Source organism: Arthrobacter sp. cf158 (assembly GCF_900106835.1).
In the GTDB taxonomy this organism is placed as follows: Bacteria; Actinomycetota; Actinomycetes; order Actinomycetales; family Micrococcaceae; genus Arthrobacter.
The window spans coordinates 17,866-42,779 of record NZ_FNNR01000004.1; the positions used below are offsets into that span (position 1 = coordinate 17,866).

Annotated in this window: 22 protein-coding genes; 10 read left to right on the forward strand and 12 right to left on the reverse strand. The window is 63.4% G+C overall.

Going from position 1 to position 24,914, the window contains the following annotated elements; all coding sequences use genetic code 11:
* The first annotated feature begins 10 nt into the window (after positions 1 to 10).
* From BLW08_RS08895 to BLW08_RS08915, 5 genes are read left to right on the forward strand one after another with little or no spacing between them, the layout of a single operon-like run.
* The gene (locus BLW08_RS08895) at positions 11 to 991 is read left to right on the forward strand and encodes an ABC transporter substrate-binding protein (RefSeq protein ID WP_091324553.1); all 981 of its coding nucleotides are present in this window, start codon (positions 11 to 13) and stop codon (positions 989 to 991) included.
* Complete coding sequence (locus BLW08_RS08900; RefSeq protein ID WP_091324554.1) at positions 988 to 2,154, forward strand: LLM class flavin-dependent oxidoreductase; 1,167 nt, start codon at positions 988 to 990, stop codon at positions 2,152 to 2,154. The genes BLW08_RS08895 and BLW08_RS08900 overlap by 4 nt, the downstream gene beginning before the upstream one ends.
* Entirely contained in the window at positions 2,138 to 2,965 is an 828-nt protein-coding gene (locus BLW08_RS08905; protein ID WP_091324556.1) for a DUF1684 domain-containing protein, read from the forward strand. Before BLW08_RS08900 ends, BLW08_RS08905 begins: the two co-directional genes overlap by 17 nt.
* Positions 2,962 to 4,020 carry an LLM class flavin-dependent oxidoreductase gene (locus BLW08_RS08910; RefSeq protein ID WP_091324557.1) on the forward strand — a complete coding sequence of 353 codons (1,059 nt, stop codon included), beginning with the start codon at positions 2,962 to 2,964 and terminating at the stop codon, positions 4,018 to 4,020. The genes BLW08_RS08905 and BLW08_RS08910 overlap by 4 nt, the downstream gene beginning before the upstream one ends.
* Positions 4,021 to 4,029: 9 nt before the next feature.
* Positions 4,030 to 5,382, forward strand: coding sequence for an NtaA/DmoA family FMN-dependent monooxygenase (locus tag BLW08_RS08915; RefSeq protein ID WP_091324559.1), 1,353 nt, complete (start codon positions 4,030 to 4,032; stop codon positions 5,380 to 5,382).
* A 189-nt stretch (positions 5,383 to 5,571) separates the two neighbouring features.
* On the opposite strand, the gene BLW08_RS08920 is transcribed toward BLW08_RS08915, so the two are convergent.
* The 3 genes from BLW08_RS08920 to BLW08_RS08930 form a co-directional block, all read right to left on the reverse strand.
* Positions 5,572 to 6,768: an FG-GAP repeat domain-containing protein gene (locus tag BLW08_RS08920; protein WP_091324561.1), complete on the reverse strand. Its 1,197-nt coding sequence runs from the start codon at positions 6,766 to 6,768 to the stop codon at positions 5,572 to 5,574.
* A 74-nt stretch (positions 6,769 to 6,842) separates the two neighbouring features.
* Positions 6,843 to 7,283, reverse strand: coding sequence for a GNAT family N-acetyltransferase (locus tag BLW08_RS08925; RefSeq protein WP_091324563.1), 441 nt, complete (start codon positions 7,281 to 7,283; stop codon positions 6,843 to 6,845).
* Positions 7,284 to 7,362: 79 nt separating this feature from the next.
* The gene (locus BLW08_RS08930) at positions 7,363 to 8,154 is read right to left on the reverse strand and encodes a sigma-70 family RNA polymerase sigma factor (protein ID WP_254779795.1); all 792 of its coding nucleotides are present in this window, start codon (positions 8,152 to 8,154) and stop codon (positions 7,363 to 7,365) included.
* A gap of 410 nt (positions 8,155 to 8,564) precedes the next feature.
* Between BLW08_RS08930 and BLW08_RS08935 the strand changes: the two genes are divergently transcribed.
* Together BLW08_RS08935 and tatC are read left to right on the forward strand one after the other, a co-directional pair.
* Positions 8,565 to 8,819 (forward strand): twin-arginine translocase TatA/TatE family subunit, encoded by a 255-nt coding sequence (locus BLW08_RS08935; protein WP_091324565.1) that lies wholly within the window; start codon positions 8,565 to 8,567, stop codon positions 8,817 to 8,819.
* Positions 8,820 to 8,898: 79 nt separating this feature from the next.
* A complete protein-coding gene (gene tatC / locus BLW08_RS08940; RefSeq protein WP_175538653.1) occupies positions 8,899 to 9,693 on the forward strand; it encodes a twin-arginine translocase subunit TatC in 795 nt (264 codons plus the stop codon).
* A gap of 519 nt (positions 9,694 to 10,212) precedes the next feature.
* Here the strand turns inward: tatC and BLW08_RS08945 are convergent.
* Positions 10,213 to 10,821 (reverse strand): hypothetical protein, encoded by a 609-nt coding sequence (locus BLW08_RS08945; protein ID WP_091324567.1) that lies wholly within the window; start codon positions 10,819 to 10,821, stop codon positions 10,213 to 10,215.
* Between the two features lie 111 nt (positions 10,822 to 10,932).
* Positions 10,933 to 11,880 (reverse strand): MauE/DoxX family redox-associated membrane protein, encoded by a 948-nt coding sequence (locus tag BLW08_RS08950; RefSeq protein WP_368086877.1) that lies wholly within the window; start codon positions 11,878 to 11,880, stop codon positions 10,933 to 10,935.
* Between the two features lie 239 nt (positions 11,881 to 12,119).
* Between BLW08_RS08950 and BLW08_RS08955 the strand changes: the two genes are divergently transcribed.
* Positions 12,120 to 13,049 carry a threonine/serine dehydratase gene (locus tag BLW08_RS08955; protein ID WP_091325063.1) on the forward strand — a complete coding sequence of 310 codons (930 nt, stop codon included), beginning with the start codon at positions 12,120 to 12,122 and terminating at the stop codon, positions 13,047 to 13,049.
* 81 nt (positions 13,050 to 13,130) lie between these two features.
* On the opposite strand, the gene BLW08_RS08960 is transcribed toward BLW08_RS08955, so the two are convergent.
* Complete coding sequence (locus BLW08_RS08960; protein ID WP_090822734.1) at positions 13,131 to 14,114, reverse strand: ABC transporter substrate-binding protein; 984 nt, start codon at positions 14,112 to 14,114, stop codon at positions 13,131 to 13,133.
* Positions 14,115 to 14,399: 285 nt separating this feature from the next.
* Between BLW08_RS08960 and BLW08_RS08965 the strand changes: the two genes are divergently transcribed.
* On the forward strand, positions 14,400 to 15,389 hold the full coding sequence (locus BLW08_RS08965; protein ID WP_091324570.1) for an LLM class flavin-dependent oxidoreductase: 990 nt from the start codon (positions 14,400 to 14,402) through the stop codon (positions 15,387 to 15,389).
* 96 nt (positions 15,390 to 15,485) lie between these two features.
* On the forward strand, positions 15,486 to 18,122 hold the full coding sequence (locus BLW08_RS08970; protein ID WP_091324572.1) for a trehalase-like domain-containing protein: 2,637 nt from the start codon (positions 15,486 to 15,488) through the stop codon (positions 18,120 to 18,122).
* 18 nt (positions 18,123 to 18,140) lie between these two features.
* Here BLW08_RS08970 and BLW08_RS08975 read toward each other — a convergent pair whose 3' ends face one another.
* The 6 genes from BLW08_RS08975 to BLW08_RS09000 all read right to left on the reverse strand — a co-directional run bounded on the left by BLW08_RS08975 (position 18,141) and on the right by BLW08_RS09000 (position 24,874).
* Positions 18,141 to 19,067, reverse strand: coding sequence for an AEC family transporter (locus tag BLW08_RS08975; RefSeq protein WP_090822740.1), 927 nt, complete (start codon positions 19,065 to 19,067; stop codon positions 18,141 to 18,143).
* 161 nt (positions 19,068 to 19,228) lie between these two features.
* Entirely contained in the window at positions 19,229 to 19,660 is a 432-nt protein-coding gene (panD, locus tag BLW08_RS08980) for an aspartate 1-decarboxylase (protein ID WP_175538633.1), read from the reverse strand.
* Between the two features lie 75 nt (positions 19,661 to 19,735).
* Complete coding sequence (locus BLW08_RS08985) at positions 19,736 to 21,244, reverse strand: rhamnulokinase (RefSeq protein WP_091324574.1); 1,509 nt, start codon at positions 21,242 to 21,244, stop codon at positions 19,736 to 19,738.
* Positions 21,245 to 21,252: 8 nt separating this feature from the next.
* On the reverse strand, positions 21,253 to 23,295 hold the full coding sequence (locus tag BLW08_RS08990) for a bifunctional aldolase/short-chain dehydrogenase (RefSeq protein ID WP_091324575.1): 2,043 nt from the start codon (positions 23,293 to 23,295) through the stop codon (positions 21,253 to 21,255).
* Positions 23,296 to 23,306: 11 nt separating this feature from the next.
* The gene (rhaI, locus tag BLW08_RS08995; protein WP_091324577.1) at positions 23,307 to 24,473 is read right to left on the reverse strand and encodes an L-rhamnose isomerase; all 1,167 of its coding nucleotides are present in this window, start codon (positions 24,471 to 24,473) and stop codon (positions 23,307 to 23,309) included.
* The gene (locus BLW08_RS09000) at positions 24,470 to 24,874 is read right to left on the reverse strand and encodes an L-rhamnose mutarotase (RefSeq protein ID WP_091324579.1); all 405 of its coding nucleotides are present in this window, start codon (positions 24,872 to 24,874) and stop codon (positions 24,470 to 24,472) included. The genes rhaI and BLW08_RS09000 overlap by 4 nt, the downstream gene beginning before the upstream one ends.
* Positions 24,875 to 24,914: the final 40 nt, after the last annotated feature.

The following is a 24,914-nucleotide window of genomic DNA, read 5'->3' on the forward strand; positions in this document are numbered from 1 at the left end:
GACACCCTCCATGCTTCGCAAGACCAAAACCAGGTTCCTGGCACTCGCTGTACTCCCCGCCGTCGTGCTTCCTGCGTTGGCCGGGTGCTCCGATCCCGGGGCGTCGGCCGCCAAGCCGGAGTCTGAGGCCGCCAAGAACGGCGTCGTCTACAACACCTCTGTTGACCAGAACCGGATCCGTGGGGAGAAAGACGCTGCCGCAGCGGGGGCCGTTCCTGCGGCCATTGCCAAGGACGGCAAGCTCACCGTCGCCACCACTGCAGGTTCCATTCCGCTGTCCTTCCACGCCACGGATGACAAGACACCAATTGGCGTTGAGGTGGACATCGCCCAGCTCGTGGCCGACAAGCTCGGATTGGAACTGGACCTGCAGGTAACGTCCTGGGAGAACTGGCCGCTGAAGACCCAGTCCGGCGACTTTGAGGCAGTGTTCTCCAACGTGGGCATCAACGCAGCGCGTGTGAAGCTGTTCGATTTCTCCACCTACCGTGCTGCGTACATGGGTTTCGAAGCGAAGAAGAGCGCCAGTTACGACATCAAGGGCTCGGACGACATTTCCGGTCTGAAGATCTCCGTAGGTTCCGGCACCAACCAGGAGAAGATCCTGCTGGCCTGGAACAAGGAGCTTGAGGACAAGGGCAAAGCACCGGCCACGCTGCAGTACTACTCCTCGGACGCCGATACCATTCTGGCTCTCTCCTCAGGCCGCACTGACCTGAACCTGGCACCGTACCCATCGGTCACGTACCGGGAGAACACCCGCGATGACCTGAAGGTAGTGGGCAAGGTTAACGCCGGCTGGCCGGCCGAGACCCTGGTGGCCGCCACCACCCTCAAGGGCAACGGACTGGCCCCGGCCATCACCGATGCCTTGAACTCCACCATCAAGGACGGCTCCTACGGCAAGGTCCTGGAACGCTGGGGTCTTTCCGAGGAAGCCATCCCGGAGTCCAAGACCGTCACCGAGGCCACCTTCGGAGCAGGCAAATGAAGTTCCAGGTCCTGGATATCATCCCGCACCTGAAGAACCCGGTCACGGGGGAGATCGTCTCCACCGCTGACCGGCTGAACCAGGTAGTGGAGACAGCAAAGAGGTCCGAGGAACTCGGCTTGGACAGTTTCTCCGTGGGCGAGCGTCACGCAGGCGAGTTCGTCTCGTCATCGCCCACGACGGTCCTTGCCGCGATTGCCGCCGTCACCCACCGCATCCGCCTGCAGACCGGCGTCACCGTGCTCTCCGTCCTGGACCCGGTGCGGGTGGCCGAGGATTACGCCACCATCGACCAACTGAGCCGTGGCCGCTTGGAACTGGTGATCGGCAAGGGCAACGAAGTCCTGCAGTACCCGCTTTTTGGCCTGTCCCTGGATGACCAATGGGATCTGCTCGCGGAAAAGTACGCACTGCTGCGGACGTTGTGGCGCAAGGAAAGCGTCACTTGGTCCGGTCGCTTCCGGCCCGCGCTCACCGAACCGACCACGACGACGCCGCGCCCCTTCGCGGGGTCGCCGCGGATTTGGCACGGCTCGGCTACAACCCTGACGTCCGCTGCGCTCGCCGCCAAGTGGGGTGATCCGCTGTTCACGGCCAACGCCATCCAGCCGCGTGAAAACTACAAGGTCCTGATCGACCACTACCGCGAAGAATACGAGCGTCATGGGCATGATCCGCGTCACCAGTACCTGGGCTCGGGCAGCGGGGCCGGTGGGGTGTTCATCGCGGACACCACTCAGGAAGCCATCCGCCAGTACGGTCCGGTCTATGAAGGTCTGACGGCCAACCGCAACGTCCCCGGCAACAACTCGCCATTCCGGGACATCCAGCACGCCGTAGCCGAGGGCCCGGCCCTGGTAGGCAGCCCTGAGCAGGTGATCGACAAGATCCTCAGCTACCACTCGCTGTACAACCACGATCTCCAGTCGATCTCCTTGCCCACCACTCTGCCCTTCGAGCAGCAGCTCGAGATCCTGGAACGCTTCGCGCTGGAGGTCATCCCGGCCGTACGGGCCTCGGCGCCCACCACGCTGTGGGAAGCCGGGGATCCTTTTGCGGGCCGCCCCGAATCCGCCGGTGCCACCGAGCCGGACGCAGCAGCAGCAGTCACCGCAGACCACGCCTTGAACAGGAGCGACACCGCACATGTCTACGCACACTGAAACAGCACTCGAATCCTTTGACGAAGAATGGCGGGAGTGGCATGCCGCGCATGAGCGCCACCGTGCCCACCCGCATGGCTTCCTCGCCGTCACCCACCTGCACTGGCTCAGCAGCGAAGCAACCCGGCTGGAAGGCGCGCCGGGCACCTGGAGCGCGGAGGACGACGTCGTACGTGTTGTCCTGGAGCCCGGCGAAAGCCTGCAGCAGGACGGAGTGGAACTGAGCGTCGGAGTGCCGGTTGTGCTGGGGCCGATCGCGGAACGCGGCGGGATCAACCTGGTGTCCGGCGACACTGTGATCGAAGTTGCCAAGCGCGGCGGCGAATACATCGTGCGGCCGCGGAACCCATCGAATGCCCTCTTGCAGGAGTATCAAGGTACGCCGGCCTACACGCCCAACGCTGCCTTTGCCGTTGGAGGGACGTTCGTCCCCTTCGAGGCGCCGCGCCCCACCACGGTGGGTGCCGCCGTTGAAGGCATCCAGCACGTTTACGAAGCCCCGGGCGAGATCCGGTTCAAGCTCGCAGGCGAGGAGCTGGTGCTGACCGCGTTCAACGGGCACGCGCCGGGCTCGCTCTCCGTGCTGTTCACCGACCAGACCTCGGGCAAGACCACCTACGCGGCCAACCGTTCGCTGTCCGTGGTGCCCGCCGAAGATGGCTCCGTGCAACTCGACTTCAACCGGGCAGTGAACCTGCCCTGCGCGTACACCGACCTCGCGACCTGCCCGCTGCCGCCCGCCGAAAACCGGCTTCCGGTGGCCATCGAGGCCGGCGAAAAGACCCCCTACGAACGTCAGGACCAGAAGTGAGCACTGTAGCCAAGGCCGGGTTCCTGGCCATTGAACTCGATGGCGCCGGGTATGAGGACCTTGCCCGCGCTGTCCTCTCCGCCGAGTCCGCTGGTTTCCACGTGGCAACCTTCAAGGACGCGCCGGAAGCGGGCCGGGCCAACGCCCTGCAGCGCGCCGCCTTCGCAGGCCCCCTAACCCGGACCATCGCCGTCGTGCCGGAGGTGGACACCGTATATACGGAGCCCTTCCACATCTCCACGCAGCTGGCGAGTCTGGACTACGTGTCCGGCGGGCGTGCCGGGTGGATCGCTACCGCAGCGGTGGCACCCGAGGCTGCCGCCGCCGTCGGACGTTCCTTCGTTGAAGGTGACGCGCTGGCGCAGGAGGCTGCCGCGTCCATCGAGGTTGGACGCCGGCTGTGGGATTCCTGGGAGGACGACGCCGTGATCCGCGATGTCGCCACCGGCCGCTACATCGACGTCGACAAGCTGCACTACGCAGACTTTGAAACCCCGGCGGACTTTTCCGGGGCCGGCTATTCGGTGAAAGGCCCGTCCATCATTCCGCGGCCGCTCCAGGGCCAGCTGCCGGTGTTGGCCCCGGCGTCGCTGGTGGGCGAGGGCCTGGTTCCTGCCGATGCCGTGGACGCCGTCCTGGTCAGCGCGCCGACTCCGGAGCTGCTTGCCGGGGAGGTTCGTGACGTGCGCGCGCGACTCGGTGCCTCCGTGGCGATTGTTGCGGAGCTCGACGTCGTCCTGGACGCGCGTGGGCAGGCTGCGGCCTCACGTTCAGTGGCCTTCCAAGGCGACCGTGCGGGATATGTTGGCTCGGCGGCCGGTCTCACCGACCTTCTGGCCTCACTCCTTCAAGAGGCCGACGGCGTCCGTCTCCACCCAGCCGTTGTGGAAATTGAGCTCGACGAACTGTCACGGCTTGTCCTCCCGGAGCTGAGGCGCCGCGGTTCGCTGCGTGCGCCGATCCAGGACGGCACGTTCCGCGACGTGCTCGGGCTGGAGCGCCCGGAAAGCCGCTATTCGACGACTGCCGCGGCCAGTGCTGCTGCCGGAAATTAAGGGGACCCCATGACACAGCACAACCGTGCTATTTTCCAGCCGAGCGGCCAGATCCAGTTCGGCATCTTCTTCCAAGGAGTGAACTCCGGGACCATCTGGAAAGCCCAGGAATCAGGCTCACAGACGGACTTCGAGTCGTTCCGGCACATCGTCCAGACTGCCGAGCGCGGAAAGTTCGCGGCCTTCTTCCTGGGCGAAGGGCTGCGCCTCCGTGAACACCTCGGACGCCCGCATGCCTTGGACGTTGTGGGTAGGCCCGACGCTCAGACCATGCTTGCCGCACTCGCCGCCGTGACCACCAACATCGGCCTGGTGGCCACGCAGAACACCACCTACAACGATCCCGCAGACCTCGCGCACCGCTTGTCTTCCCTGGACCTGATTTCTGGTGGACGCGCTGCGTGGAACGTGGTGACCACGGATAACGCCTGGACGGGAGCCAACTTCCGCCGTGGTGGCTATCTGGACCACGCTGACCGCTACAAGCACGCCGAGGCGTTCGTGGAAACCGCCAAGCGCATCTGGGACTCCTGGGAGACTCCGTCCGGCCCGGCCCGCCGTGTGGTGCACGAAGGCCAGCACTACACCGTGGACGTCACTCCGCGTTTGCCGCGAAGCGCCCAGTACCGTCCTGTGCTCTTCCAGGCCGGCGACTCCCCGGAAGGCCGCGACTTCGCAGCCCGGCAGGCAGACGTGATCTTCTCCGCCCACCCCAAATTCGATAACGCCGTGGAGTTCCGCCGCGACATCGTGGCACGGTCCGTGGCTGCGGGCCGCGGAGCCAATGCCGTCCAGATCATGCCGGCCAGCGAGTTCATCCTGGCAGCCACTGACCAGGAAGCCCAGGAAAAGAAGGCTTGGGTCCGTAGCCTGCAGATCGGACCGCAGCAGGCCATCGCGTACCTGGAGCAGTTCTGGGGCCGGGAGCTTTCTTCCTATGACCCGGATGGTCCCTTGCCGGAGATCGACCCCGTGGTGGAGGAAACCTCGGAGACCCGTGGCAGCGGCTTCCATGGTGCCAAGGCAAGGCAACTTGCCGATCAGTGGCGGGCTGAGGCAAAGGACAAGGGCTTCTCCATCCGCCAGTTTGTCACCTCGAAGACTGCGCGCATCGATGCCACCTTCACCGGCTCCTACACCGCGGTGGCGGACCACCTCGCCGAATATGCACGGGTTGGGGCCGTGGACGGGTTCAACATTTCACCGTGGCTCATCCCCACAGGTCTGGACGACATCGTGAACCACCTGGTGCCCGAACTCCAGGAACGCGGCGTCTACCCGACGGAATACCGTGGGACTACCCTGCGGGAAAACCTGGGGCTCGAGACGCCGGTGCGGTCCGAAGACCCGGTACAGGTCTGATGACTCGGCTGATTAATTTTGCTGGATCATTCCTGCGCCGCTTGGCTGGGACCCCGGAATTCCGTAGTTCTACGTTCCAGCGGCGCGGAATGATCCAGCAGAATGACACGCCGGACACCACGGACGCTGCCCGCGGCACCATCAATCTCCAGCTGACGGTGTGGGGTCAGGCGCTTTAGCCCCCGGAGGCTAGAGAAGTTGGCGGAAGACGTTCCAGCCACTGCCCACGGGTCCGTAGGGACCCCAAAGGACAGCCGTGGACGCGCCTGAGGAGTAGGTGACCAGGTCACCGTTGCCGTTGATCGCGGCGAGGTCGTTGTACCTCGAGTGGCTGAAACTTCCCAAGCCGGCGATCTCGGAAAAGACGCCCCAGCCGCTGCTGATCATGGAAGACGGTTGCCATCCGCCTGTGCCATTGGCCGGGTAGAGGAAGAGGCGGCCGCTGCTGTCACGGGCGTAGATCTCCACGGGTCCGTCGCCATTGATGTCACCTGCGGTGATGAGCTTGTCCATGACCTGCCAGCCTTGGCCGATCTTGGTGGGGGAGAGCCACCCCCCGTTGCCGTCGCCGGGATAAAGGTAAAGATCTCCGGCTGCATTCCGCGCCAGGACGTCGTTCATGCCGTCACCGTTGAAGTCCCCAGGGCCCACGATGGAGTCAAAGACGTTCCAGCCTTGGCCTACCTGTTCCCTGGCGAGCCACCCGCCGTCACCGTCACCCGGGTAAAGGAAGAGCCGGCCTGCGGAGTCCCGGGCCAGGAGATCGTTGAAGCCATCGCCGTCAAAATCGCCGGGGGAGAAAACGATGTCAAAGATGTTCCATCCCTGCCCAACCTGTACGGGTTCGTCCCATTCGCCCCGGTACGTTGGGCATGCGCCCTCACAACCGCCCTTGATATAGGTGTAAGTCCGGGGGTAGAGGATGAGCCGGCCATCGGCCGTGCGGCCCAGCGGTTCGAAGTTTCCCCGGCCCGTCCAGCCCATGGCCCTGCTGGAGGCTTTGATGGGCTTCGTTTCAGCGCTCAACTGGGTGCCGGTGGGGCACCCTGGTTCGCCGGGGGTGAGCGGGTGGACCCTCATCGAGATGCGGCTGCCCTGGTCCTCGGCCAGGACCCGCAGGGTATCCCCTTGCCGTTCCTCCGGGAGGGGCACACCGTCGCGCAACCACTCCAGGGTAATGGCGTCGCCGCTGCCGTCAGGGTTCCGGCAACCAAAATAGTCATAGTTGTATTGACGACGCATTTCGGCACCAACATAAGGAACGCCGTCGATGACTGGCGTCGGCTGGGACGCCGCGGAGACTGGCCCTGGACCCACCAGACTGGCCGACAGGGCCACAGCTGCAATAGTTGCGAGCTTTAGAGCGCGCGCTCGGAATGTCCCCATTTTGTTTCCCCCCGGAAGCCGGCACTCATGGTGCGTAGGTTTGTGCTGAGATTACCGTACTTCCGGAAGCGCGGTCAGGGGTGTCCGGGGGCCACCATGAAGACATCGATCGGGTCCTCGGATTCCAGCTCAAAGCCGTGACGCTCATAAAGGCCGCGGGCCGGGCTTCCTTGCAGCACGTCCAGACGGAACGGGCGTTCGTCCGCTGATGCCTCCATGATGTGCCGAAGCACCGCCCCGCCCAACCCTTTGCCTTGGTGCGCCGGAGCCACATAGAAATGTTCAATCCACTGGCTGTCCGGCTCGGGACGGAGCGCGATCACACCGGCGTCCACACCGTCGGAATGGATGATGTACGTGTGCTCGGGCTGGAAGCCGTTCAGGAAGCGCTCGCGGACTCTAACAGGATCGTAACGCTGCAACCGCTCCAGGTCAGGGCGCATCACCACGGCGCGCAATTCGGCGATCCATGCAGCGTCAGTAGCCACGGAGGGGCGGAGGACGAAATCAGGCATGCCACCAGCCTATGGGGTCCTGGGCTGGAATCCTGGGGTTCGCTGGTACTCCCTCAGGGCCGCAGCAAGCGGCCCTGAGTCATGATGGTGTAGTGGATGACGAGGGTGGCGAGCTCTTGCGAGGCCGCAGCGAAGGCTTTGGCTGTGACCAGCGAGCTGGCCGCATAGGCGATTGAACATCGATGAGATCCAGCAACCGGGCGGTGCACCGCGTGCACTTCTCAAGGTGGAGCCGGACCCTTTCCCGGGATCGCTTGCGGAGTCCTTTGCGTGCGTAGGCACCCAGCTGGCTTGAATACTCGCGGCAATCAGCGCTTACAGACTCGCTGACATGTTGCTGGAGGTACACCTGCCTCAGACGCTCTCTGGCGCGCAGTGCCAGCGATGAGACACCGTTGGCACTAAGCCCGAGCATCTTCGAGGCGGCAGCTGGTTTCATGCCTTCAATGTCCACATACCAGAGAACTGCCCGCCAGCGTTCAGGGAGGGCTTTGAATGCCTGGGCCACAGCAGCGGACTCGAACCTGGTCATGACGGGATCATGATGGACATCCGGTGAGTCCAAGACAAAGGGATCATCCGTTGGCCGGGTCCGCGATCCGGAACGATTGACCTTATGGGCGATGCGCCGGACAGTTGTGAGCAAGTAGGCACGGAAGCACGTGTCCGGGCCCTTGCCGGCAGCCAGCGATTCGAACACCGAGGCAAAGGCGTCCGCGACGACGTCGTCCACGTCAGCAGAGTTGTCTGTTTGCTCTTCAGCGACGTGACGGGCCATGCTCCGATGACGTTCGAAGAGTGTCTCGAAAGCGGCTTTATCGCCTGAACGCACACGCTCCACCCGGCCCGCGTCGCTGTCGTCCAGAGCCACGGGCCAGCCGGATCCAGTGCCACGCGGTGTTGAGCCCACATCGGCCCCCGATTTCGGACACGGCTCTTCCCACGGGTAAACCGGACTGAGAATGTGCCGTGTTTACGGGGCCACGCTGCTGTAGCCCCCGCGCGGTCGCCATATCCAGGGTTCGCGCTCCACACACAGCGTAAGAGCAAGCTGCCCATAGCCGGATGGGGAACGTAGCTCATTTGGTGCCCTGACCCAGCAACCGCGACATGCCCAGTGGATCGACGACGTCGGCGCCACTTTCGGCCCTGGCACCTTCAGGGACGCGTCGGCCACTTTTCTTGGGAGGAGCGTCTCCAGCAGGCGCCCGCCAAAAAATGAGACACGAATCAGGTCTCAAGCGCACTTTGTAGATGTATCCATAGAGAAAGGGCTCCCACATGAAGCTCGAAGGCTGGCACATCCTCATCATCATCGTCCTGGCACTGTTGCTCTTTGCGGCGCCGAAGCTGCCCATCTTGGCGCGCAGCCTTGGGCAATCGATGCGGATCCTCAGGTCCGACGTCCGGACGATGAAGGGTGAGGTCGCTGACACCACAGCCGAGGGATCCCCGCCTGAGCCTGAGTCTGAGCCCGAGTCGGTGGTGGGTCCGAAGCCCTCCGCGTCGCACAGTTCAACCGCAGACCGCGTCTAGAGAAGTGACAGAAACCAATCGCGGCATGGCCGGCCAGGGAGCCAGGGGAAGCGGACGGAAGGGCAACCCCGAAGCCCGGATGGCTCTTCTGGAGCACCTCAAGGAACTGAGGACCCGACTCTTCAGGGCTGGCATCGGTGTCATTGGCGGCACTGTGTTGGCGTTCATTGTTTATCAGCCGCTTCTGGACGCTTTGATCGAGCCCATCAAAGTCCTCAATGAGAAAGATGGACGGGCGTCCACTCTCAACTTCGATGGTGTGGCCAGTTCCTTCGATCTAATGATCCAGGTATCTGTCTTTCTTGGTTTGATCCTTGCCAGCCCCGTGTGGATCTATCAGTTGTGGGCATACATTGTGCCCGGGTTACACAAGAAGGAGCGGCGTATGGCTCTGGCTTTCGTGGCAGCGGCCGTGCCCTTGTTCCTCGCCGGCATCCTTCTGGCCTGGCTTGTACTGCCGAACGCCGTGCGGGTACTCACTGAGTTCACGCCCACCGGTGGATCCAACTTCATCAGCGCCACCACGTATTTGGCGTTCGTCCTGAGACTCCTCCTGGCCTTCGGTATTTCGTTCCTTGTGCCAGTTGTCTTGGTCGGGCTGAATTTGGCTGGGGTCATCAAGGGAGTCCAACTCATCAAGAGCTGGCGCATCACGCTTTTCCTGGTGTGTCTCTTTGCTGCAATGGCTGCTCCCGGGGGCGACGCCATGAGCATGTTCTATCTTGCTGCACCGATGTTGCTCTTGTTCTTTGTGGCAATCGGGATTTGCCTTCTCAATGACCGGCGCAGGGCGCGTCGCTCAATCAAGCGCTCTGCCGACATTGACGCTTCGGCCGCCCAGGCCACCCCAGCCCCGGATCTGGAGAGTCTCTAGGCGTGGGACACAACGACGCCGACCTCGCTGGTGGTTGCGGTGGCCCGGAACCGAGATGCGCACGGTCACGTCCCGAGGTGCGGCTTTCAGCTTCAAAGCGTATGGAGGGCGATGCAGATTGCTACGGGATTGTTCGGCTTCCCGAGCTGACGTGGATTGAGGAACCGGCAGACGCAGAGTGTCGGACTGTTCCGGCCTCGTTGCGACGTCAGCGCGGGACCATCTCGAGGGCGAGCGGCGTCTGCGTGGACCGGAAGACTGTGCCAGCCCATCGGCGTCAGGACACCAGGGGGGACTACATGGGATCCCTGAACGTATCTTCAGCGAATCAAGTGGCCTGTCAATCTCTGGGGCGGACCGCTTTACAGATGAGCAGCCGAGGAGAGCGGCAGAGCGATTGCGAGTATGAGTCTGATGCGACGTTCAGACTCATACTCGTATTTCATTAAAAAGCGGGATCACCGGAATTCCAGTTGCCGTGTTCGCTGGTAACCGCGCTAATAGCTCCAATTCTTTTGATCAGGCACTGAAAGCCCCGGTGAAATTGAGTGTACCGAGGCCACCTACCACGACTCCCGTAGCTGTGGAGTTGATGTTCCAGCAAAGGGTCTGTGGGCATTCGACCTTGAGGAGGAATGGAAGACCTTCAAGAATGAAAATAAAGCTGATGCAGATGCTCTTTGGTACTACGGAATATCCACTAAGAATGCTGCCGCCATTCGGGAAGCTAATTCCGGTGAAGATGAGGTTTTCCCATACGGCGCTGATAGCACCCAGCGTGCCCTGCCCGGCACCAAGGTTGATTGTCTGAGTGTAGGTTTGTCCATTGGACATAGTGAGCGTCGCGCTCGTTGTGAGAATCGTGTATGTGGGTGCAAAAAGGGAAAGGTCGCAACCCATCGCGTTGATGTTAAAGGCGCTGGTAAATGCGAGCGTCCCTTTTCCGCCTACGACGATGGCTTGTGAAGTGAACGCGCCTACGGAACCTGTTGAAAAGCACGTAGGGCAACTGGGCAGGGTGGACGCGCTGGCGGCCGGTGCGGCGACTGCTGCCATGATGGCTGGTGCAGCCCAGGCTGCACCTTTGGTTACTTGACGGCGTGTGGGACTGCTGGGAATGGTGGCCACTGGCTACCTCTCGATTGAAGGGTGCTTTTGCATGGAAAACCAGGACCTCGTCCGGGCCTTTCAAGTATGGAAGTCCACCTCACGTCAAGCGAGCCTTGTGCACCTTAAGTACTAAGCCTTTGTTGTGAGGTTATCGGCAGTCAGGGCGTCACTGACAGCACTGACCAGGCTTGTCACCGCGGCTATCCCGGCACCGTCACTGGGTTCCGTCGCTACGATCCCGTCTCTGCCCACGAGCAGTGCGGTTGGATAGTAGGTCACTCCTGCAAGCCGCGATCCCATTGAACCGACGTCCGCGAAAGTGACCCCCGGGGTCAGGCCGGGTGCCACGGTAACAACTGTTGCGTTTGGCTCCAGTGACCCTGCTGAGGAGATGGCCTCCGCGAGGGCCAGATCGTTCTCCTCGCCCTCTCCCAGGAAGACGAGGACGCCGGCGCGGCCAGCCAGATGGTCACTCAGGGCAACGTCGTCGCCGTTCGCCGCCCGGAAAACCAATTGGCTCGAACGGAGTACGCGGGGAACCATCAACGTGCTGCCGGAAGGGGGCGCCGGCGCTGAGGCCATGGTCCACCCCAGGGCTGCAACTACGGTCATCATCAACGCCACTGTCAGGGTGGGAACCACCCGCTCAGGGAACCACAGGAAGTCTGGTCTCAAGGTGGCACCTGCCAACGCAAGTACAAGGAATATCGCGTTCCTGGCGATGGTGCGTCGCGTGACGTCGGATTTGGTACCAAAGCAGGAACAGGAAGCATCCGTCACACGCACATGGGCCCGATACACGATCCACAGCAATACGATGCCGACCAAAACGGTCAGCCACGCAGCCAGAAAACCGTAGAATCCGGGGAGAATGAGAAGGAATGCGGCGAGCATCAATTCACCCCACGGAATAATCCGGGCCGCAAATGGAACAGAGCTTATCCATGAAAGGCCCAGCCCTGTGAGAGCTTCATTCATGGTCCATGGCCGCCTAATTTTTGAAACTGCGGCCCAGGTTAGGATTCCCGCAACCAATACAGTGCAGGCAGCACCCAAACTGCTGAGAAGGATAAACATGGGGTAAGTCTACTCACGTGCAGAACCCGGTTTTATCGATGCTGGGATCCGACGAATTAAAGATGCGGTGGATCCAGTGAAATCAGGGGTTTCATGTGCAACGGCAAATTGCCGTGAGCGCAAACGGGAACAAAGTCCTGGAGAAGTGCCGGGAGGGGTGTGTGCCTGGACGGCGCAACGTACTAGGCGGAAGCGTTCCCGCCACCCGTAGGATGAAGCGGACGAAAGGTGCCGCCCTCATGGTTACACGCGAAGAAGTAGAAGCCGCATATTCACGGACATCAGGCTGGGTTCGCCACACACCCTTGGCCGAGAGCGGCAACCAGGAACCGTATCACCTGTGGTTCAAATGCGAGTACATGCAGCACACGGGCTCATTCAAGGCCCGCGGTGCGTTCAACCGGCTGCTGGCGGCGAAGGAGAACGGCGAACTGGATCCGGAGGTTGGGATCGTGGTGGCTTCCGGTGGCAACGCCGGCCTGGCCAACGCCTACGCAGCCGCGAAACTGGGCGTGCCAGCCACTGTGTTCGTTCCCGAATCCGCACCGGCGAACAAGGTGCACAAGCTGTACGCCATTGGCGCGAAGGTAGTGCAGGGCGGCAGCGAATATGCCGAGGCGTATGCCGCCGCCATCCGCTTCGCCGAGGAGAAGGGCGCGGTCTACTGCCACGCCTATGACCAGCCGGAAATCGTGGCCGGAGCCGGCGGTGTGGGACTGGAACTGCTGGATGAACTGCCCGACGTCGACACGATCGTTGTTGCTGTTGGCGGCGGCGGGTTGATGGGCGGCATTGCGGCAGCCGCCGAAGGCCGGGCGCACGTGGTGGGTGTTGAACCGGAGACTGTCCCTACCCTGCACACGGCATTGGCCAAGGGCGAGCCGGTGGACGTGGCAGTCTCCGGCATTGCAGCCGATTCGCTGGGTGCCCGCCGGATTGGCGAGATTGGCTTCGGAGTGGCCCGCCGTACGGGTGTGCAAAGCGTCCTTGTCAGCGACGAGGACATCGTCCAGGCCCGGCGCGACCTGTGGGAGAAGCACCGCATCGTGGTGGAGCACGGGGCAGCTGCAGCGTACGCGGCGCTGTTGTCCGGGGCGTATAAACCGCACGACGGCGAGACCGTTGCGGTGATTCTCTGCGGCGCCAACACGGACCCCGCACACTTCTAAGCCCCACACCACGCAAGAATCCCCGCCGATTGATGTCCGGCGGGGATTCGACGTCGGCAGGGTGCCCTGCCGCAGCGGTTCCTACTTCTTGGGCAGGCCTGCCGGGTTCAGTTCGGACGCCGGGATGGCCTCGGAGGAAAGCCCCCAGCGGTCCAGGATCTTGGCGTAGTTGCCATCCTTGATGAGGGTGTTGAGCGCAGCTTGGGCGGCCACTGCCAGGCCGTTGTCCTTCTTGGTGGTGAAGGCGATCTCGGCCTTCAGCGGCCAGCCGCCTTCCAGCGTGCCAACTTCCTTGGTCTTCCCATCCTTTGCGGCCTTGTAGGCTGCGGAGGCGTTCGGCCCGAACGTCAGGTCAGCGCGACCTGACTGGAGGGCGAGCTGGGAGGCGGAGTCGTCGTCGTAATACTGGAACTCAACCGGCTTCAGGCCGTTCTTCTTGTTCTCTTCGTCCCAGCGGACCAGGATGGCTTCCTGGTTGGTGCCTGAGCCAACGATGATGCGCTTACCAGCAACGTCCTTGGCTTCCTTGATGGTGGAAATGTCCGAGTCTGACTTGGCGTAGAAGCCCAGGAGGTCGTTGCGGTAGGTGGCGAAGTCGAACTTTTCCTTGCGGGCTTCAGTAACAGTCACATTGGACAGGACGGCCTCGTACTTGCCTGATTCGACGCCAAGGGGCCAGTCCGCCCATGCGACGGGAAGAACCTCAACCTGCAGTCCCAGCGTCTCGCCCACGGCGTAGGCAATGTCCACCTCACTGCCAATCAGCGTCTTGTTGTCAGTGGCGAACGTGCTCAACGGTGGTGTGCCGCCGGTGGTCACGACGGTCAGCTTGCCGTCCGCCTTGATGGCGTCCGGAACCTTGGCGGCGGCTGCGGAATCAACGGTCACCTTGACGCGGTCCTGCTGCGGGGTCAGGTTGAATTCCTTGGTGGTGCTGGCGGATGAGCTGGATACCGACGGCGCCGTCGCCGCCGTTGCGCCCGGGTCCGAGCAGGCCGCGAGCCCCAGCAGGGCGGTGGCGGCCAGGGCCGCGGTCACGCCGGATTTGGCTGCGAAACGTGCCATGAGTTCTCCTTGGGTTGCCCGAAACGGGACGTCTGATGCGTGCTTGTGGCTGCAACTATCCGGTAGCCCTTGGGAGGTGGTCAAAGCGCCCTGAAACGCTGGGATACAGGGGGTCACGGCGGTTAATCGGGCGTCGAACGGTGTCACAAAAGCACCCCGGGAACCTGGAGAAACCACCGCGCGACGCAACTCACAGAAATAAGCCGGGTGCCGCCGTCGTTGTGGCTAGAGTGCCCGGCAACCAACCGTGCGGGCGCCGCGAAACGTACTGAAAGGCATTTCCCCGTGACTGTTCCTCTTTCCATCCTGGACCTGGCGACCATCGGGAAGGGCCAGACGGTGGCGGAAAGCCTCGCGGGCAGTGTGGCCATGGCGCAGAAGGCCGAAGAGTTGGGCTATCGCCGGGTCTGGTACGCGGAGCACCACAACATGTCCGCCATCGCTTCGTCGGCCACCAGCGTCTTGATCGCCCATGTGGCCGCGCACACCAATTCCATCCGGCTCGGCGCAGGTGGCGTCATGTTGCCCAACCACTCGCCCTTGACCATCGCTGAGCAGTTCGGGACATTGGAGACGCTGCACCCGGGCAGGATCGACCTCGGCCTGGGCCGTGCTCCTGGCAGCGACCAGAACACCATGCGTGCGCTGCGCCGCGACCATATGTCCTCTGACGCTTTCCCGCAGGACGTCCTGGAGCTCCAGGGCTACCTCACCGGCCCCACGCGCATCCAAGGTGTTGAAGCGACGCCGGGCAAGGGCACCAACGTTCCGCTGTACATCCTGGGATCCTCGCTGTTCGGCGCGCAGCTGGCCGCCCAACTGGGGCTTCCGTATGCCTTTGCTTCCCACTTCGCCCCTGCCGCGCTGCAGGATGCCGTGGCCATTTATCGTCGTGACTTCAAGCCTTCGGCGCAGTTGTCGGAGCCGCACGTCATTGCCGGCGTGAACGTCACCGCAGCGGACAGCAATGCCGAGGCACAGGCTATCCATCTCGCAGTCAAGCGCGCCCGGGTCTCGCTGTTCTTCGGCGGCGGCCGCGAGTTCACGGACGACGAAGCGGACATGGTCCTCGATTCCCCGCAGGGCCAGCACATCGCCCAAATGATGAAATTCTCTGCCGTGGGCACCAAGGACGTCGTCCGGGACTACCTTGATGAGTTCACCAAGCACGCTGACGCGGATGAGCTGATTGTGGCCCACCAGAGCGTCGGCACCGGGGAGCGCTTGCGGTCCGTGGAGCTCGTGGCGGACGTCGCGGGCCTGGTTCCCGCATAAATCCAAGGAAAAGCTTTACTCGTTTGCAATCAGGGAGGTATGCAAGCGAAACCGTCCGGGCGGAAACTGTAGCTATCCGCTTCGGAAGGATTCGCCATGCCTACGCACCTGAACCAGTCGGTCGCCGACTCTGCACTGCTGATGAAATCGCTCCCGCTTGGCCTGCTCCGGACCTTCCTGCAGTCGGACGCGGAGAACGGTATTACGCCCCAGCTCTTCTCAGAGCTCAAGGTGCTGGCGCGCGTCCCGGGCCTGCTGGTGGCCTGCAACTACGGCGGTACGCTCTGCTCCGCAGAGGGTGTGTCCACGGAGACCCTTCCTTTGGACAGCGCAGCAGTGGCACTCCGTGCCCTCGCAGCCTTGCCGAACACCCATACGGCCATCATCTCCGGCAGGTCGCTGAGGGACTTGGCTGCAGTGTCCAGGCTTCCGGCCGAGGTTCACCTGGTGGGGTCCCACGGTGTGGAGTTCGACATGGGCTATGCCTACACGCTCTCCCTCGCTACGGAGCAGCTCCTCCAACAGGTGGCTACGGCGCTGACCGAGGCCGTGGGGTTCGAGAAGGGCGTCAGCATTGTTCGCAAGCCGGTGGGCCTGGCCGTGCACACCAGGCCCGCGACGCCCGAGGTAGTGGACCGCGTCATTTTCAGGGCCCAGCAGATCGCCATTGAATGCGGGCTGTACTTCATCATTGACGGTTCCGTCCTTGACCTCACGGTTGAGGAACCCGCCAAGGGCCAGGCGCTGGAGCAGCTACGCGCACGGCTCGGGGTCAGCGCCGCGCTGTACGCGGGGGACGCCGAAAGTGACGAGAAAGCACTGGCCACCCTGCGCGGACCGGACCTCGGTTTGCATGTGGGATCGGGGGATACGACGGCGGCACACACCCTTCCGGACCCGGAAGCCTTTGCGCGCGTGCTGGCTTTGTTGTTCGAACTGCGGCGGGCCTGGCTTTTTGGCGAGGACGCCGTCGGTTTGGAGCGGCATTCGATGATCGGCAACGGAAGCTCCACGGCATTGCTCACACCGGATGCCAAGGTTTGTTGGATGAGCCATCCGCTGCCCGATTCGGGATCGTTGTTTGCCCATATCCTGGGAGGGGATCCCGCGGGGCACTTCAGCATTGAGCCCATGAAGCCCTCGCCGGTATTGGCGCAGCGCTATGTGGACAACACCATGATTGTGGAGACACGTTGGGCGGACGTTACTGTCACCGATTACCTGGAGCCTGCCCCTGAGGGCATCACCAGCCTGGTCCGCGTACTTTCCGGCACGGGAAGGGCCCGGGTGGTGTTCGCACCAAGACCGGACTATGCCAATGCGCCGTTCAGCATGGAGGCCCGCGGCGAGGAAGTGCACATCATCGGCACCTCGGATCCGATCATCCTCTCCGCGCCGGGAGTCACGTTCCTCATCACGAGCGACGGAAAGTACGCCACGGCAACCGCGGAAATCTCCCTCCAGGACGGCCCGATCGTGCTGAACCTGCGGTGCGGCGATACTGAGCCGCCACCCGCGGACCCGGCGGGCGAACCCAACCGTCGTGCCGCCGTCGGGCAGGTAGCGCGTGAGTGGGTCAAGGCGCTGCAGTTGCCCAGCATCAAAACCTCGCTGGTGCGGCGCTCGGCCCTGGTGTTGAAGTCGTTGGTCCATGAGCCCACCGGCGCCGTCCTCGCAGCGCCCACCACGTCCTTGCCGGAAGGCATCGGGGGGACGCGAAACTGGGACTACCGGTATTGCTGGCTGCGTGACGGGTCCATGACGGTGAACTCGTTGGTTTCGCTGGGATCCACGGATGAAGCGGACGGGTTCCTGCGCTGGCTGGGACGCATCCTGGACAACGCCCCCGGCCCGGAATGGTTGCACCCCTTGTACTCCGTGACCGGTTCCCCGTTGTCCACGGAAGCAATCGTGGAAAGCCTGCCTGGCTATGCGGGTTCGCGGCCCGTGCGCATCGGCAACGCGGCTGACCACCAGGTCCAGCTGGATGTCTTTGGGCCCATCGCAGAACTGATTCACGATCTGGCGGAGCGGCGCGGATTCCTGCCGGAGGAGCACTGGTTCCTCATGGAGCAGATGGCGCACGCGGTACTTGCCCGCTGGCACGAGCCGGACCACGGCATTTGGGAAGCCCGCCGGCCGCCGCGGCATCATGTGTACACCAAAGTCATGTGCTGGGTGACGCTGGACCGCGCTGGGCGGACCGCCACGCTCCACGGCCGTTCACCTCACGCGGACTGGGCGCCCACGGCCGCCACGATCCGGGAAGAAGTTCTCCGTGAAGGCTGGGACTCGTCCGCTGCGTCGTACACGGTGGCCTACGACAGTCCGGACCTGGACGCCGCGGTCCTGCACATCGGGATCTCGGGCCTTCTGGATGTCCAGGACCAGCGGTTCCTGGATACCGTGACGGCCGTTGAGCGGGAGTTGCGGGTGGGGCCCACAGTGTTCCGGTACAGGTACGACGACGGCCTGCCGGGTTTGGAGGGCGGCTTCCACATCTGCACCACCTGGCTGATAGAGGCCTACCTCGCGGTTGGCCGTTTGGACGATGCGCTGGAGTTGTTCAACCAATTGGTGGCGTTGTTCGGGCCTACGGGTTTGCTGCCGGAGGAGTACGACCCCGGGACTGAGACGCACCTGGGCAACCATCCCCAGGCGTACTCGCATTTGGGCTTCATCCGTTGCGCACAGCTCCTGGACCATTACCTGGCCAGCGCGGACGTGGAGTAGCCCGGCCAAAGGACAGCGCTACGCGAGCAACAACGCCACGGCGATCATTGCCGGTACCGCCACGATGGTGGTGATGAGCACGGTGTCCTTGGCCACGGTGATTCCGGCCTGGTAGCGGTTGGCCGCCACGAACACGTTCTGGGCTGTGGGCAACGCGGAGGTGACCACCACGGCAAACAGGGCGTGCCCCTCCATGCCCAGGGCAAAGCGTGCAAAGAGGTAGGCGATCAGCGGGTGGACAATCAACTTAAACCCGCTCGCCAACAAGGTGTCCAGCCTGCGTCCGGCGGACTTCTGCAGGGGCTTGGATCCGTTGAGGCTCATGCCAAACGCCATGAGCATGGCCGGGATCGCTGCGCCGCCAATGAGGTGGATGGGCTCCAGAATGAGCGTGGGCACCTGGAAACCAGTACCTGCCACCAGCAGGCCCAGTGCTGAGCCCACAATCATGGGGTTCTTCACGATCATCAACAGGAAACGCAGGGGAGTGGTGCGGTGGGAGCTGGTGCTGGCATCGAGGGCCATCAAGTACATCGGTGTGAAGAACGCCAGCTGGAAAATCAGCAGGGGCGCCACATAGCTGGCATCGCCCAGGACGAACACGGCAATGGGGATGCCGAGGTTGGCCGAGTTGGCCAGCGACGAACTCATCGATGACATGAGCGCCTCCGGCATGCTGCGTTTGAGCCAGAACTTGACGATCAGGAAGAACAGCAGCCCTGTGATGACGGCGCCTACCGCGGTCACCAAGAGAGGCGCGGCAAAAACATCGTGCAGCTTGGCCTTGCTCAGGGTTTCGAACAAGAGCGCCGGACTCGCCACGAAGAACGTCAGCGAACTCAGCACCGAGCGGGCATTCTCACCCAGAATGCCGCGACGCCCAACGAACATGCCAACCAGGATGATGGCCCAGACAACAAAAAACCCGGACAGGACGCCGATCATGACAGCGGACGGGTGGGGTTTCGGCGGGTCACGGTTCCCAGCCTAGCCAGAGACGGCATCCGAGTAAGCGTTTTCAGGCGGAAGTTCCGTTATGTGGACGCCACAACGCGCTCGACGCCGGCACCCCAGTGAGTGCCGGCGTCGAGCGTTGTTGTTGAGCCTTAGCTCAGGTGCGCTGCGTTGCTGAGGGCGTGCGGCGGACGCATGAGTCCGGGCGTGTGGCCCTCCGCGGGGTCGTTTCCGAGCTGCAGGATCTTGTTGTCCTTGCCCACGTGGACCACCTTGGGTTGGTACGCCCGGGCCTCTTCCGTGGTCATTTCCGCGTAGGTGATCAGGATGACGGTGTCGCCGACGTGGACCATGTGGGCGGCCGCGCCGTTGATCCCGATCACGCCGGAACCGCGCTCGCCGGCAATGGTGTACGTCTCCAGCCGGGCGCCGTTGGTGACGTCCACAATGGAGACGAGCTCACCGGGAAGGATGTCGGCCGCGTCCAGGAGGTCCAGGTCGACAGTGACCGAACCGACGTAGTGGAGGTCGGCATGGGTCACCGTTGCACGGTGGATCTTGGACTTGAACATTGTGCGGATCATAATGCGTTCAGTTTAGCGCGGCACCCTCGTCCGGCGCTGTGACGTACCAGACGTTCGCCCGAGAGGTCAGCGGCGTCAGGATGCCACGCCGCTGACCTCGTGGGATGGCTCGTAGTTTTCCAAGCTGGTTCCCGCGACCACAAGCCCCCGCAGCTCAGCCAATCCGCCCGTCACCACGCCCGCAGCGCGTGCCTGCACCAGGACATTGCCCTGCGCGGTCGCCTCAACAGGTCCAGCAACCACGGTTTTGCCCGTGGCGTCCGCAGTGAGCTGGCAGAGGAGCCGGTTCTGCGAACCTCCGCCCACAATGTGCACCACTCCGGTGCTGCGGCCCGTTAGCCGCTCTGCTTCGGCCAGAGTCCGGGCATACCCGGCGGCGAGGCTGTCCATGATGCAACGCACGACGGCGGCGGGCCGGTCCGGGAGCACGGCACCGGTGTTGCGCACGGCAGCGCGGATGCGGTCCGGCATGTTGTCCGGCGCCGTGAACGCGGGGTCGTCAGCGTTGATCTGCGGACCGCCGGTTGGCAGTGCCGCAGCCGAATCGAGCAACGCGGGCAGCGACTGGCTGAATCCCTGCGCAGCCCAGGCCCTCTGGCATTCGCTGAGCAACCACAGGCCACCGACATTGCGGAGGTACCGGATAGTGCCGTCCACGCCGCGTTCGTTGGTGAAGTTGGCCTTCCGGCTCGGTTCAGTGAGCACGGGCTTGTTCAGTTCCACGCCCACCAGCGACCACGTGCCGGAAGAGATGTAGGCAAAGGGCTGTTCCTGCGCGGGAACGGCTGCCACTGCCGAGGCTGTGTCATGTGAGCCCACAGCCACTACCGCGGTGTCCGCTGGCAAGCCCGTCTGCTCAAGGATCGCCGGCAACAGTGTGCCCACGGTTTCTCCGGGCTGGATGAGCTCAGGGAAGATGTTCCTGGGCAGGCCCAGGGCGTCCAGGAACCCCGTGGCCCACTCGCCCGCAACAGCGTCGAACAGCCCGGTAGTGGAGGCGTTGGTGGCCTCGGTGCGGCGCTCACCGGTGAGCAGGAACGCGATCAGGTCCGGAATCAGAAGAGCCTGCACACCGTCCAGATTCGGTTCTGAAGCGAGCTGATACACGGTGTTGAACTGCAAATACTGCAAGCCGGTGGTGGCGTACAGCTTCTCAGGGGGAATAACTGCATGGACCCGCTCCACCGTGGCCCGGCTGCGCTCGTCCCGGTAGCTGAACGGAACCGAGGTGAGTTCGCCGGCGTCGTTCACCAGGCCGTAGTCCACAGCCCAGGTGTCGATGCCGATGCTGGTGATGTGCTCGCCGTTCGTGGCCGCCACGTCAGCGGCAGCCGCCAGACCCTTGAGTACCTCAGCGAACAGGGCGTCGAAGTCCCAGCGGAGGCCGCCGTCGAGCTCTACCACCCCGTTGGGGAAGCGGTGGATCGTCTCGAGGGCCACTCCTGTGGACGGGGAGACGCGACCCAGCATGACGCGGCCGGAGGAGGCGCCGATGTCGATGGCGGCAAATACCTGGTTTGCCTGCGGAGCGGACACCGCCCCAGCGTGTGCCGGGGCGGTGTCCGTGGTGGTTCCGTTGGTCACTGTCGGTCCTAGCGGAGGAAGGCTGCTGCCACGCCGGCGTCCACGGGGATGTGGAGGCCGGTGGTGTGGGAGAGCTCGTTGCTGGTGAGCACGGACGCGGCGTTGGCCACGTGTTCCGGAAGGACTTCGCGCTTGAGGAGCGTGCGCTGGGCGTAGTACTTGCCCAGTTCCTGCTCGTCCACGCCGTACACCGCGGCGCGCTTGGCGCCCCAGCCGCCGGCGAAGATGCCGGAGCCGCGGACCACGCCGTCGGGGTTGATGCCGTTGACGCGGACACCGTACTCGCCCAGTTCGGCGGCGAGCAAGCGGACCTGATGCGCCTGGTCAGCCTTGGTGGCGGAGTAGGCGATGTTGTTGGGGCCGGCGAACACGGAGTTCTTGGAGGAGATGTAGATGATGTCTCCACCGAGGCCCTGATCGATCATCACCTTGGCCGCGGCCTTGGACACCAGGAACGAGCCCTTGGCCATGACGTTGTGCTGGAGGTCCCAGTCCTTCTCCGTGGTTTCCAGCAGCGGCTTGGAGATGGACAAGCCGGCGTTGTTGACTACCAGGTCCAGGCCACCGAACGCGAGCACCGCTTCCTGGATCGCGGCAGCAATCTGGGCCTCGTCGGTCACGTCGGCCTGGACGCCGATGGCGACGTCGGAACCGCCCAGCTCCTCGGCCACCTTCTGGGCGTTCTCAAGGTTCAGATCGGCAATCACGACGCACGCGCCGTCGGACGCCAGACGGGTGGCGATCGCCTTGCCAATGCCCGACGCCGCTCCGGTCACCAGCGCGATGCGGGTGGCGTGGGACTTGGGCTTGGGCATGCGGGCGAGCTTGGCTTCTTCCAAGGCCCAGTACTCGATGCGGAATTTCTCGGATTCCTCGATGGGGGCGTAGGTGGAGATGGCCTCGGCGCCGCGCATCACGTTGATGGCGTTGATGTAGAACTCGCCGGCCACGCGGGCGGTCTGCTTGTCCTTGCCGAAGGAGAACATGCCCACGCCGGGGATCAGCACGATTGCTGGATCGGCCCCGCGCAGTGCCGGGCTGTTTTCGTCTGCATGGCGGTCGTAGTACGCCTGGTAGTCCTCGCGGTACGCGGCGTGCAGTTCCTTGAGGCGGTTGGTTGACTCCTCGATGGTGGCGTCGGCCGGCAGGTCCAAGACCAGGGGCTTGACCTTGGTGCGCAGGAAGTGGTCCGGGCATGAGGTGCCCAGCGCGCCGAGGCGCGGGTGCTCTGCGGACTCGAGGAATTCAAGCACGACGGCCTCATCACTGAAGTGCCCCAGCTGCGGCTTGTCGGTGGAGGCCAGGCCGCGGATCACGGGAGCGAGGGCGGCTGCTTTGGCTTTTCTTTCAGTTTCCGGGAGGGCGCTGTAGCCGGCGAGCTTGGCACCAAAGGGCTCGGCCTTGCCGTTGTCCTTGATGTAGTTCTCGGCCTGGTCAATGATCCAGAGCGAGTTGGCCTCTGCTTCTTCACTGGTGGCGCCCCAGGCAGTGATGCCGTGGCCGCCCAGGATGGTGCCGATGGCCTGCGGGTTGGCTTCCTTGATCGCCGCGATGTCCAAGCCGAGCTGGAATCCGGGACGGCGCCAGGGAACCCACACCACCTTGCTGCCGAAGACCTTGGAGGTCAGGGCTTCGCCGTCCACCGCCGTCGCGATGGCAATCCCCGAGTCAGGGTGCAGGTGGTCAACGTGCGCAGCGTCCACCAGGCCGTGCATGGCGGTATCGATGGACGGCGCAGCGCCGCCCTTTCCGTGCAGGCAGTAATCGAACGCGGCCACCATTTCGTCTTCACGCTCGACGCCGGGGTAAACGGACTTCAGTGCCTGCAAGCGGTCCAGCCGGAGGACGGCCAGGTTCTCAGCCTTCAGCGTGCCGAGGTCTCCGCCGGAGCCTTTGACCCACAGGAGTTCAACGTCCTGGCCAGTGACAGGATCCTTCTCGGTGCCCTTGGCGGAGGTGTTGCCGCCGGCGAAGTTGGTGTTCCGCTTGTCCGCGCCGAGGCGGTTGGAACGGGAAATCAGCTCTTCAACAGTCTTGGTTGTGTTCTGCATGTTCATGCCTTTTATGCGCCCCATCCGGCTTGCTGGCCGCCTGCGCGGTCCTCGTTGATCTTCTTCTGGTATCCGCTGGCCTTGTACGCGGCCATCGGGTCGGCGGGCAGGCCGCGGGATTCGCGCCACTCAGCCAGGACCGGGCGGACATCGGTGTAGAAGGCATCGTTGAAGATGCCGTTGGCGGCCAGGACATCCCCGGCACGCTGTGCTTCGGAGAGTGCTGCGGTGTCCACCAGCAGGGCGCGGGCGGTCATTTCCTGGACGTTGAGGACCGAGCGGATCTGGCCCGGGATCTTCTCTTCGAGGTTGTGGCACTGGTCCAACATCAGCGCGACACCGGAGTCCTTGCCGAAGCCACCACCGCGGATGACCTCGTGCATGATGCGGAACAGCTGGAACGGATCAGCTGCGCCAACAATCAGGTCATCATCGGCGTAGAAGCGGGAGTTGAAGTCGAACGAGCCCAGCTTGCCCAGACGCAGGAGCTGCATCACGATGAACTCGATGTTGGTGCCCGGGGCGTGGTGGCCGGTGTCCAGGCAGACGAAGGCCTTCTCACCCAGTGCAAGGGTCTGAGCGTAGGACGTTCCCCAGTCCGGAACATCGGTGTGATAGAAAGCGGGTTCGAAGAACTTGTATTCCAAGACCAGGCGCTGCTGGTCACCGAGGCCCGCGTAGATTTCCTGGAGCGACTCTGCCAGGCGGTCCTGGCGGCCGCGGATGTCATCCTGGCCGGGGTAGTTGGTGCCATCAGCAAGCCAGATCTTCAGGTCCTTGGACCCGGTGGCGTGCATGATCTCGATGCACTCCAGGTGGTGATCGATGGCCCGGCGGCGCACGGACTCGTTGGACGAGGTCAGGGAGCCGAACTTGTACTCGTCATCCTGGAAAGTGTTGGAGTTGATGGTGCCCAGCCCCACGCCCAGGCCAGCGGCGTATTCGCGGAGGGCGGCGTAGTCATCAACCTTGTCCCAGGGAATGTGCAGTGCCACAGTAGGAGCGAGCCCCGTGAGTTCGTGAACCTTGGCGGCGTCGGCGATCTTTTCCTGAACGGTGCGCGGAGTACCCGGGGTGCCGAAGACCTTGAACCGGGTCCCGGAATTTCCGTAGGCCCAGGACGGCACTTCAATGGCCAGTTCCCCTAGACGGCCCAGGGCCGATTCTGTGGTGTTCATGCTTGTTCCTTTTGGTATTCGTGGGCGGCGTGCTTATTGATGTGTGTGGGGTAGGCGGCATCTGTGACGCCTGCTGCGGCGAGCTGATCCTCAAGGTTGAAAACTTCCTCGACGATTTCAAAGCCCTGGTCTGGAGGGAGGTCACTGTTGGCGAACAAGGATGCCATCTCGGCCTGCCAGCGGGCGTTAACCTCAGTGATTGCCATGCGGGCCTGCGCTTCCGCGTAGTCTTCGCATTCCAGGTAGCCGATCAGCTGGCCATCGGGAGCAAGGAACAGGGAGTAGTTGTTCCACCCTGCGTTTTTCAATGCGGACAGCATCTCCGGCCATACGGCGGCGTGGCGCTGCTTGTACTCGGCCATCAGTTCCGGCTGGACTGAAGAGCGGAAACAAACCCTCATGTGCGGATCTCCAGGGTTACTCGTCTTTGAATCGTTTCAT

What these genes read in the sequence shown, in the direction of transcription:
- BLW08_RS08955 (WP_091325063.1), top strand. Translation starts at nt 12,120, where the DNA reads ATGGTTACACGCGAAGAAGTAGAAGCCGCATATTCACGGACATCAGGC.
- BLW08_RS08905 (WP_091324556.1), top strand. Translation starts at nt 2,138, where the DNA reads ATGTCTACGCACACTGAAACAGCACTCGAATCCTTTGACGAAGAATGG.
- BLW08_RS08970 (WP_091324572.1), top strand. Translation starts at nt 15,486, where the DNA reads ATGCCTACGCACCTGAACCAGTCGGTCGCCGACTCTGCACTGCTGATG.
- BLW08_RS08915 (WP_091324559.1), top strand. Translation starts at nt 4,030, where the DNA reads ATGACACAGCACAACCGTGCTATTTTCCAGCCGAGCGGCCAGATCCAG.
- BLW08_RS08925 (WP_091324563.1), bottom strand. Translation starts at nt 7,283, where the DNA reads ATGCCTGATTTCGTCCTCCGCCCCTCCGTGGCTACTGACGCTGCATGG.
- BLW08_RS09000 (WP_091324579.1), bottom strand. Translation starts at nt 24,874, where the DNA reads ATGAGGGTTTGTTTCCGCTCTTCAGTCCAGCCGGAACTGATGGCCGAG.
- rhaI (WP_091324577.1), bottom strand. Translation starts at nt 24,473, where the DNA reads ATGAACACCACAGAATCGGCCCTGGGCCGTCTAGGGGAACTGGCCATT.
- BLW08_RS08920 (WP_091324561.1), bottom strand. Translation starts at nt 6,768, where the DNA reads ATGGGGACATTCCGAGCGCGCGCTCTAAAGCTCGCAACTATTGCAGCT.
- BLW08_RS08935 (WP_091324565.1), top strand. Translation starts at nt 8,565, where the DNA reads ATGAAGCTCGAAGGCTGGCACATCCTCATCATCATCGTCCTGGCACTG.
- BLW08_RS08895 (WP_091324553.1), top strand. Translation starts at nt 11, where the DNA reads ATGCTTCGCAAGACCAAAACCAGGTTCCTGGCACTCGCTGTACTCCCC.
- BLW08_RS08960 (WP_090822734.1), bottom strand. Translation starts at nt 14,114, where the DNA reads ATGGCACGTTTCGCAGCCAAATCCGGCGTGACCGCGGCCCTGGCCGCC.
- tatC (WP_175538653.1), top strand. Translation starts at nt 8,899, where the DNA reads ATGGCTCTTCTGGAGCACCTCAAGGAACTGAGGACCCGACTCTTCAGG.
- BLW08_RS08900 (WP_091324554.1), top strand. Translation starts at nt 988, where the DNA reads ATGAAGTTCCAGGTCCTGGATATCATCCCGCACCTGAAGAACCCGGTC.
- BLW08_RS08975 (WP_090822740.1), bottom strand. Translation starts at nt 19,067, where the DNA reads ATGATCGGCGTCCTGTCCGGGTTTTTTGTTGTCTGGGCCATCATCCTG.
- BLW08_RS08950 (WP_368086877.1), bottom strand. Translation starts at nt 11,880, where the DNA reads ATGTTTATCCTTCTCAGCAGTTTGGGTGCTGCCTGCACTGTATTGGTT.
- panD (WP_175538633.1), bottom strand. Translation starts at nt 19,660, where the DNA reads ATGATCCGCACAATGTTCAAGTCCAAGATCCACCGTGCAACGGTGACC.
- BLW08_RS08990 (WP_091324575.1), bottom strand. Translation starts at nt 23,295, where the DNA reads ATGCAGAACACAACCAAGACTGTTGAAGAGCTGATTTCCCGTTCCAAC.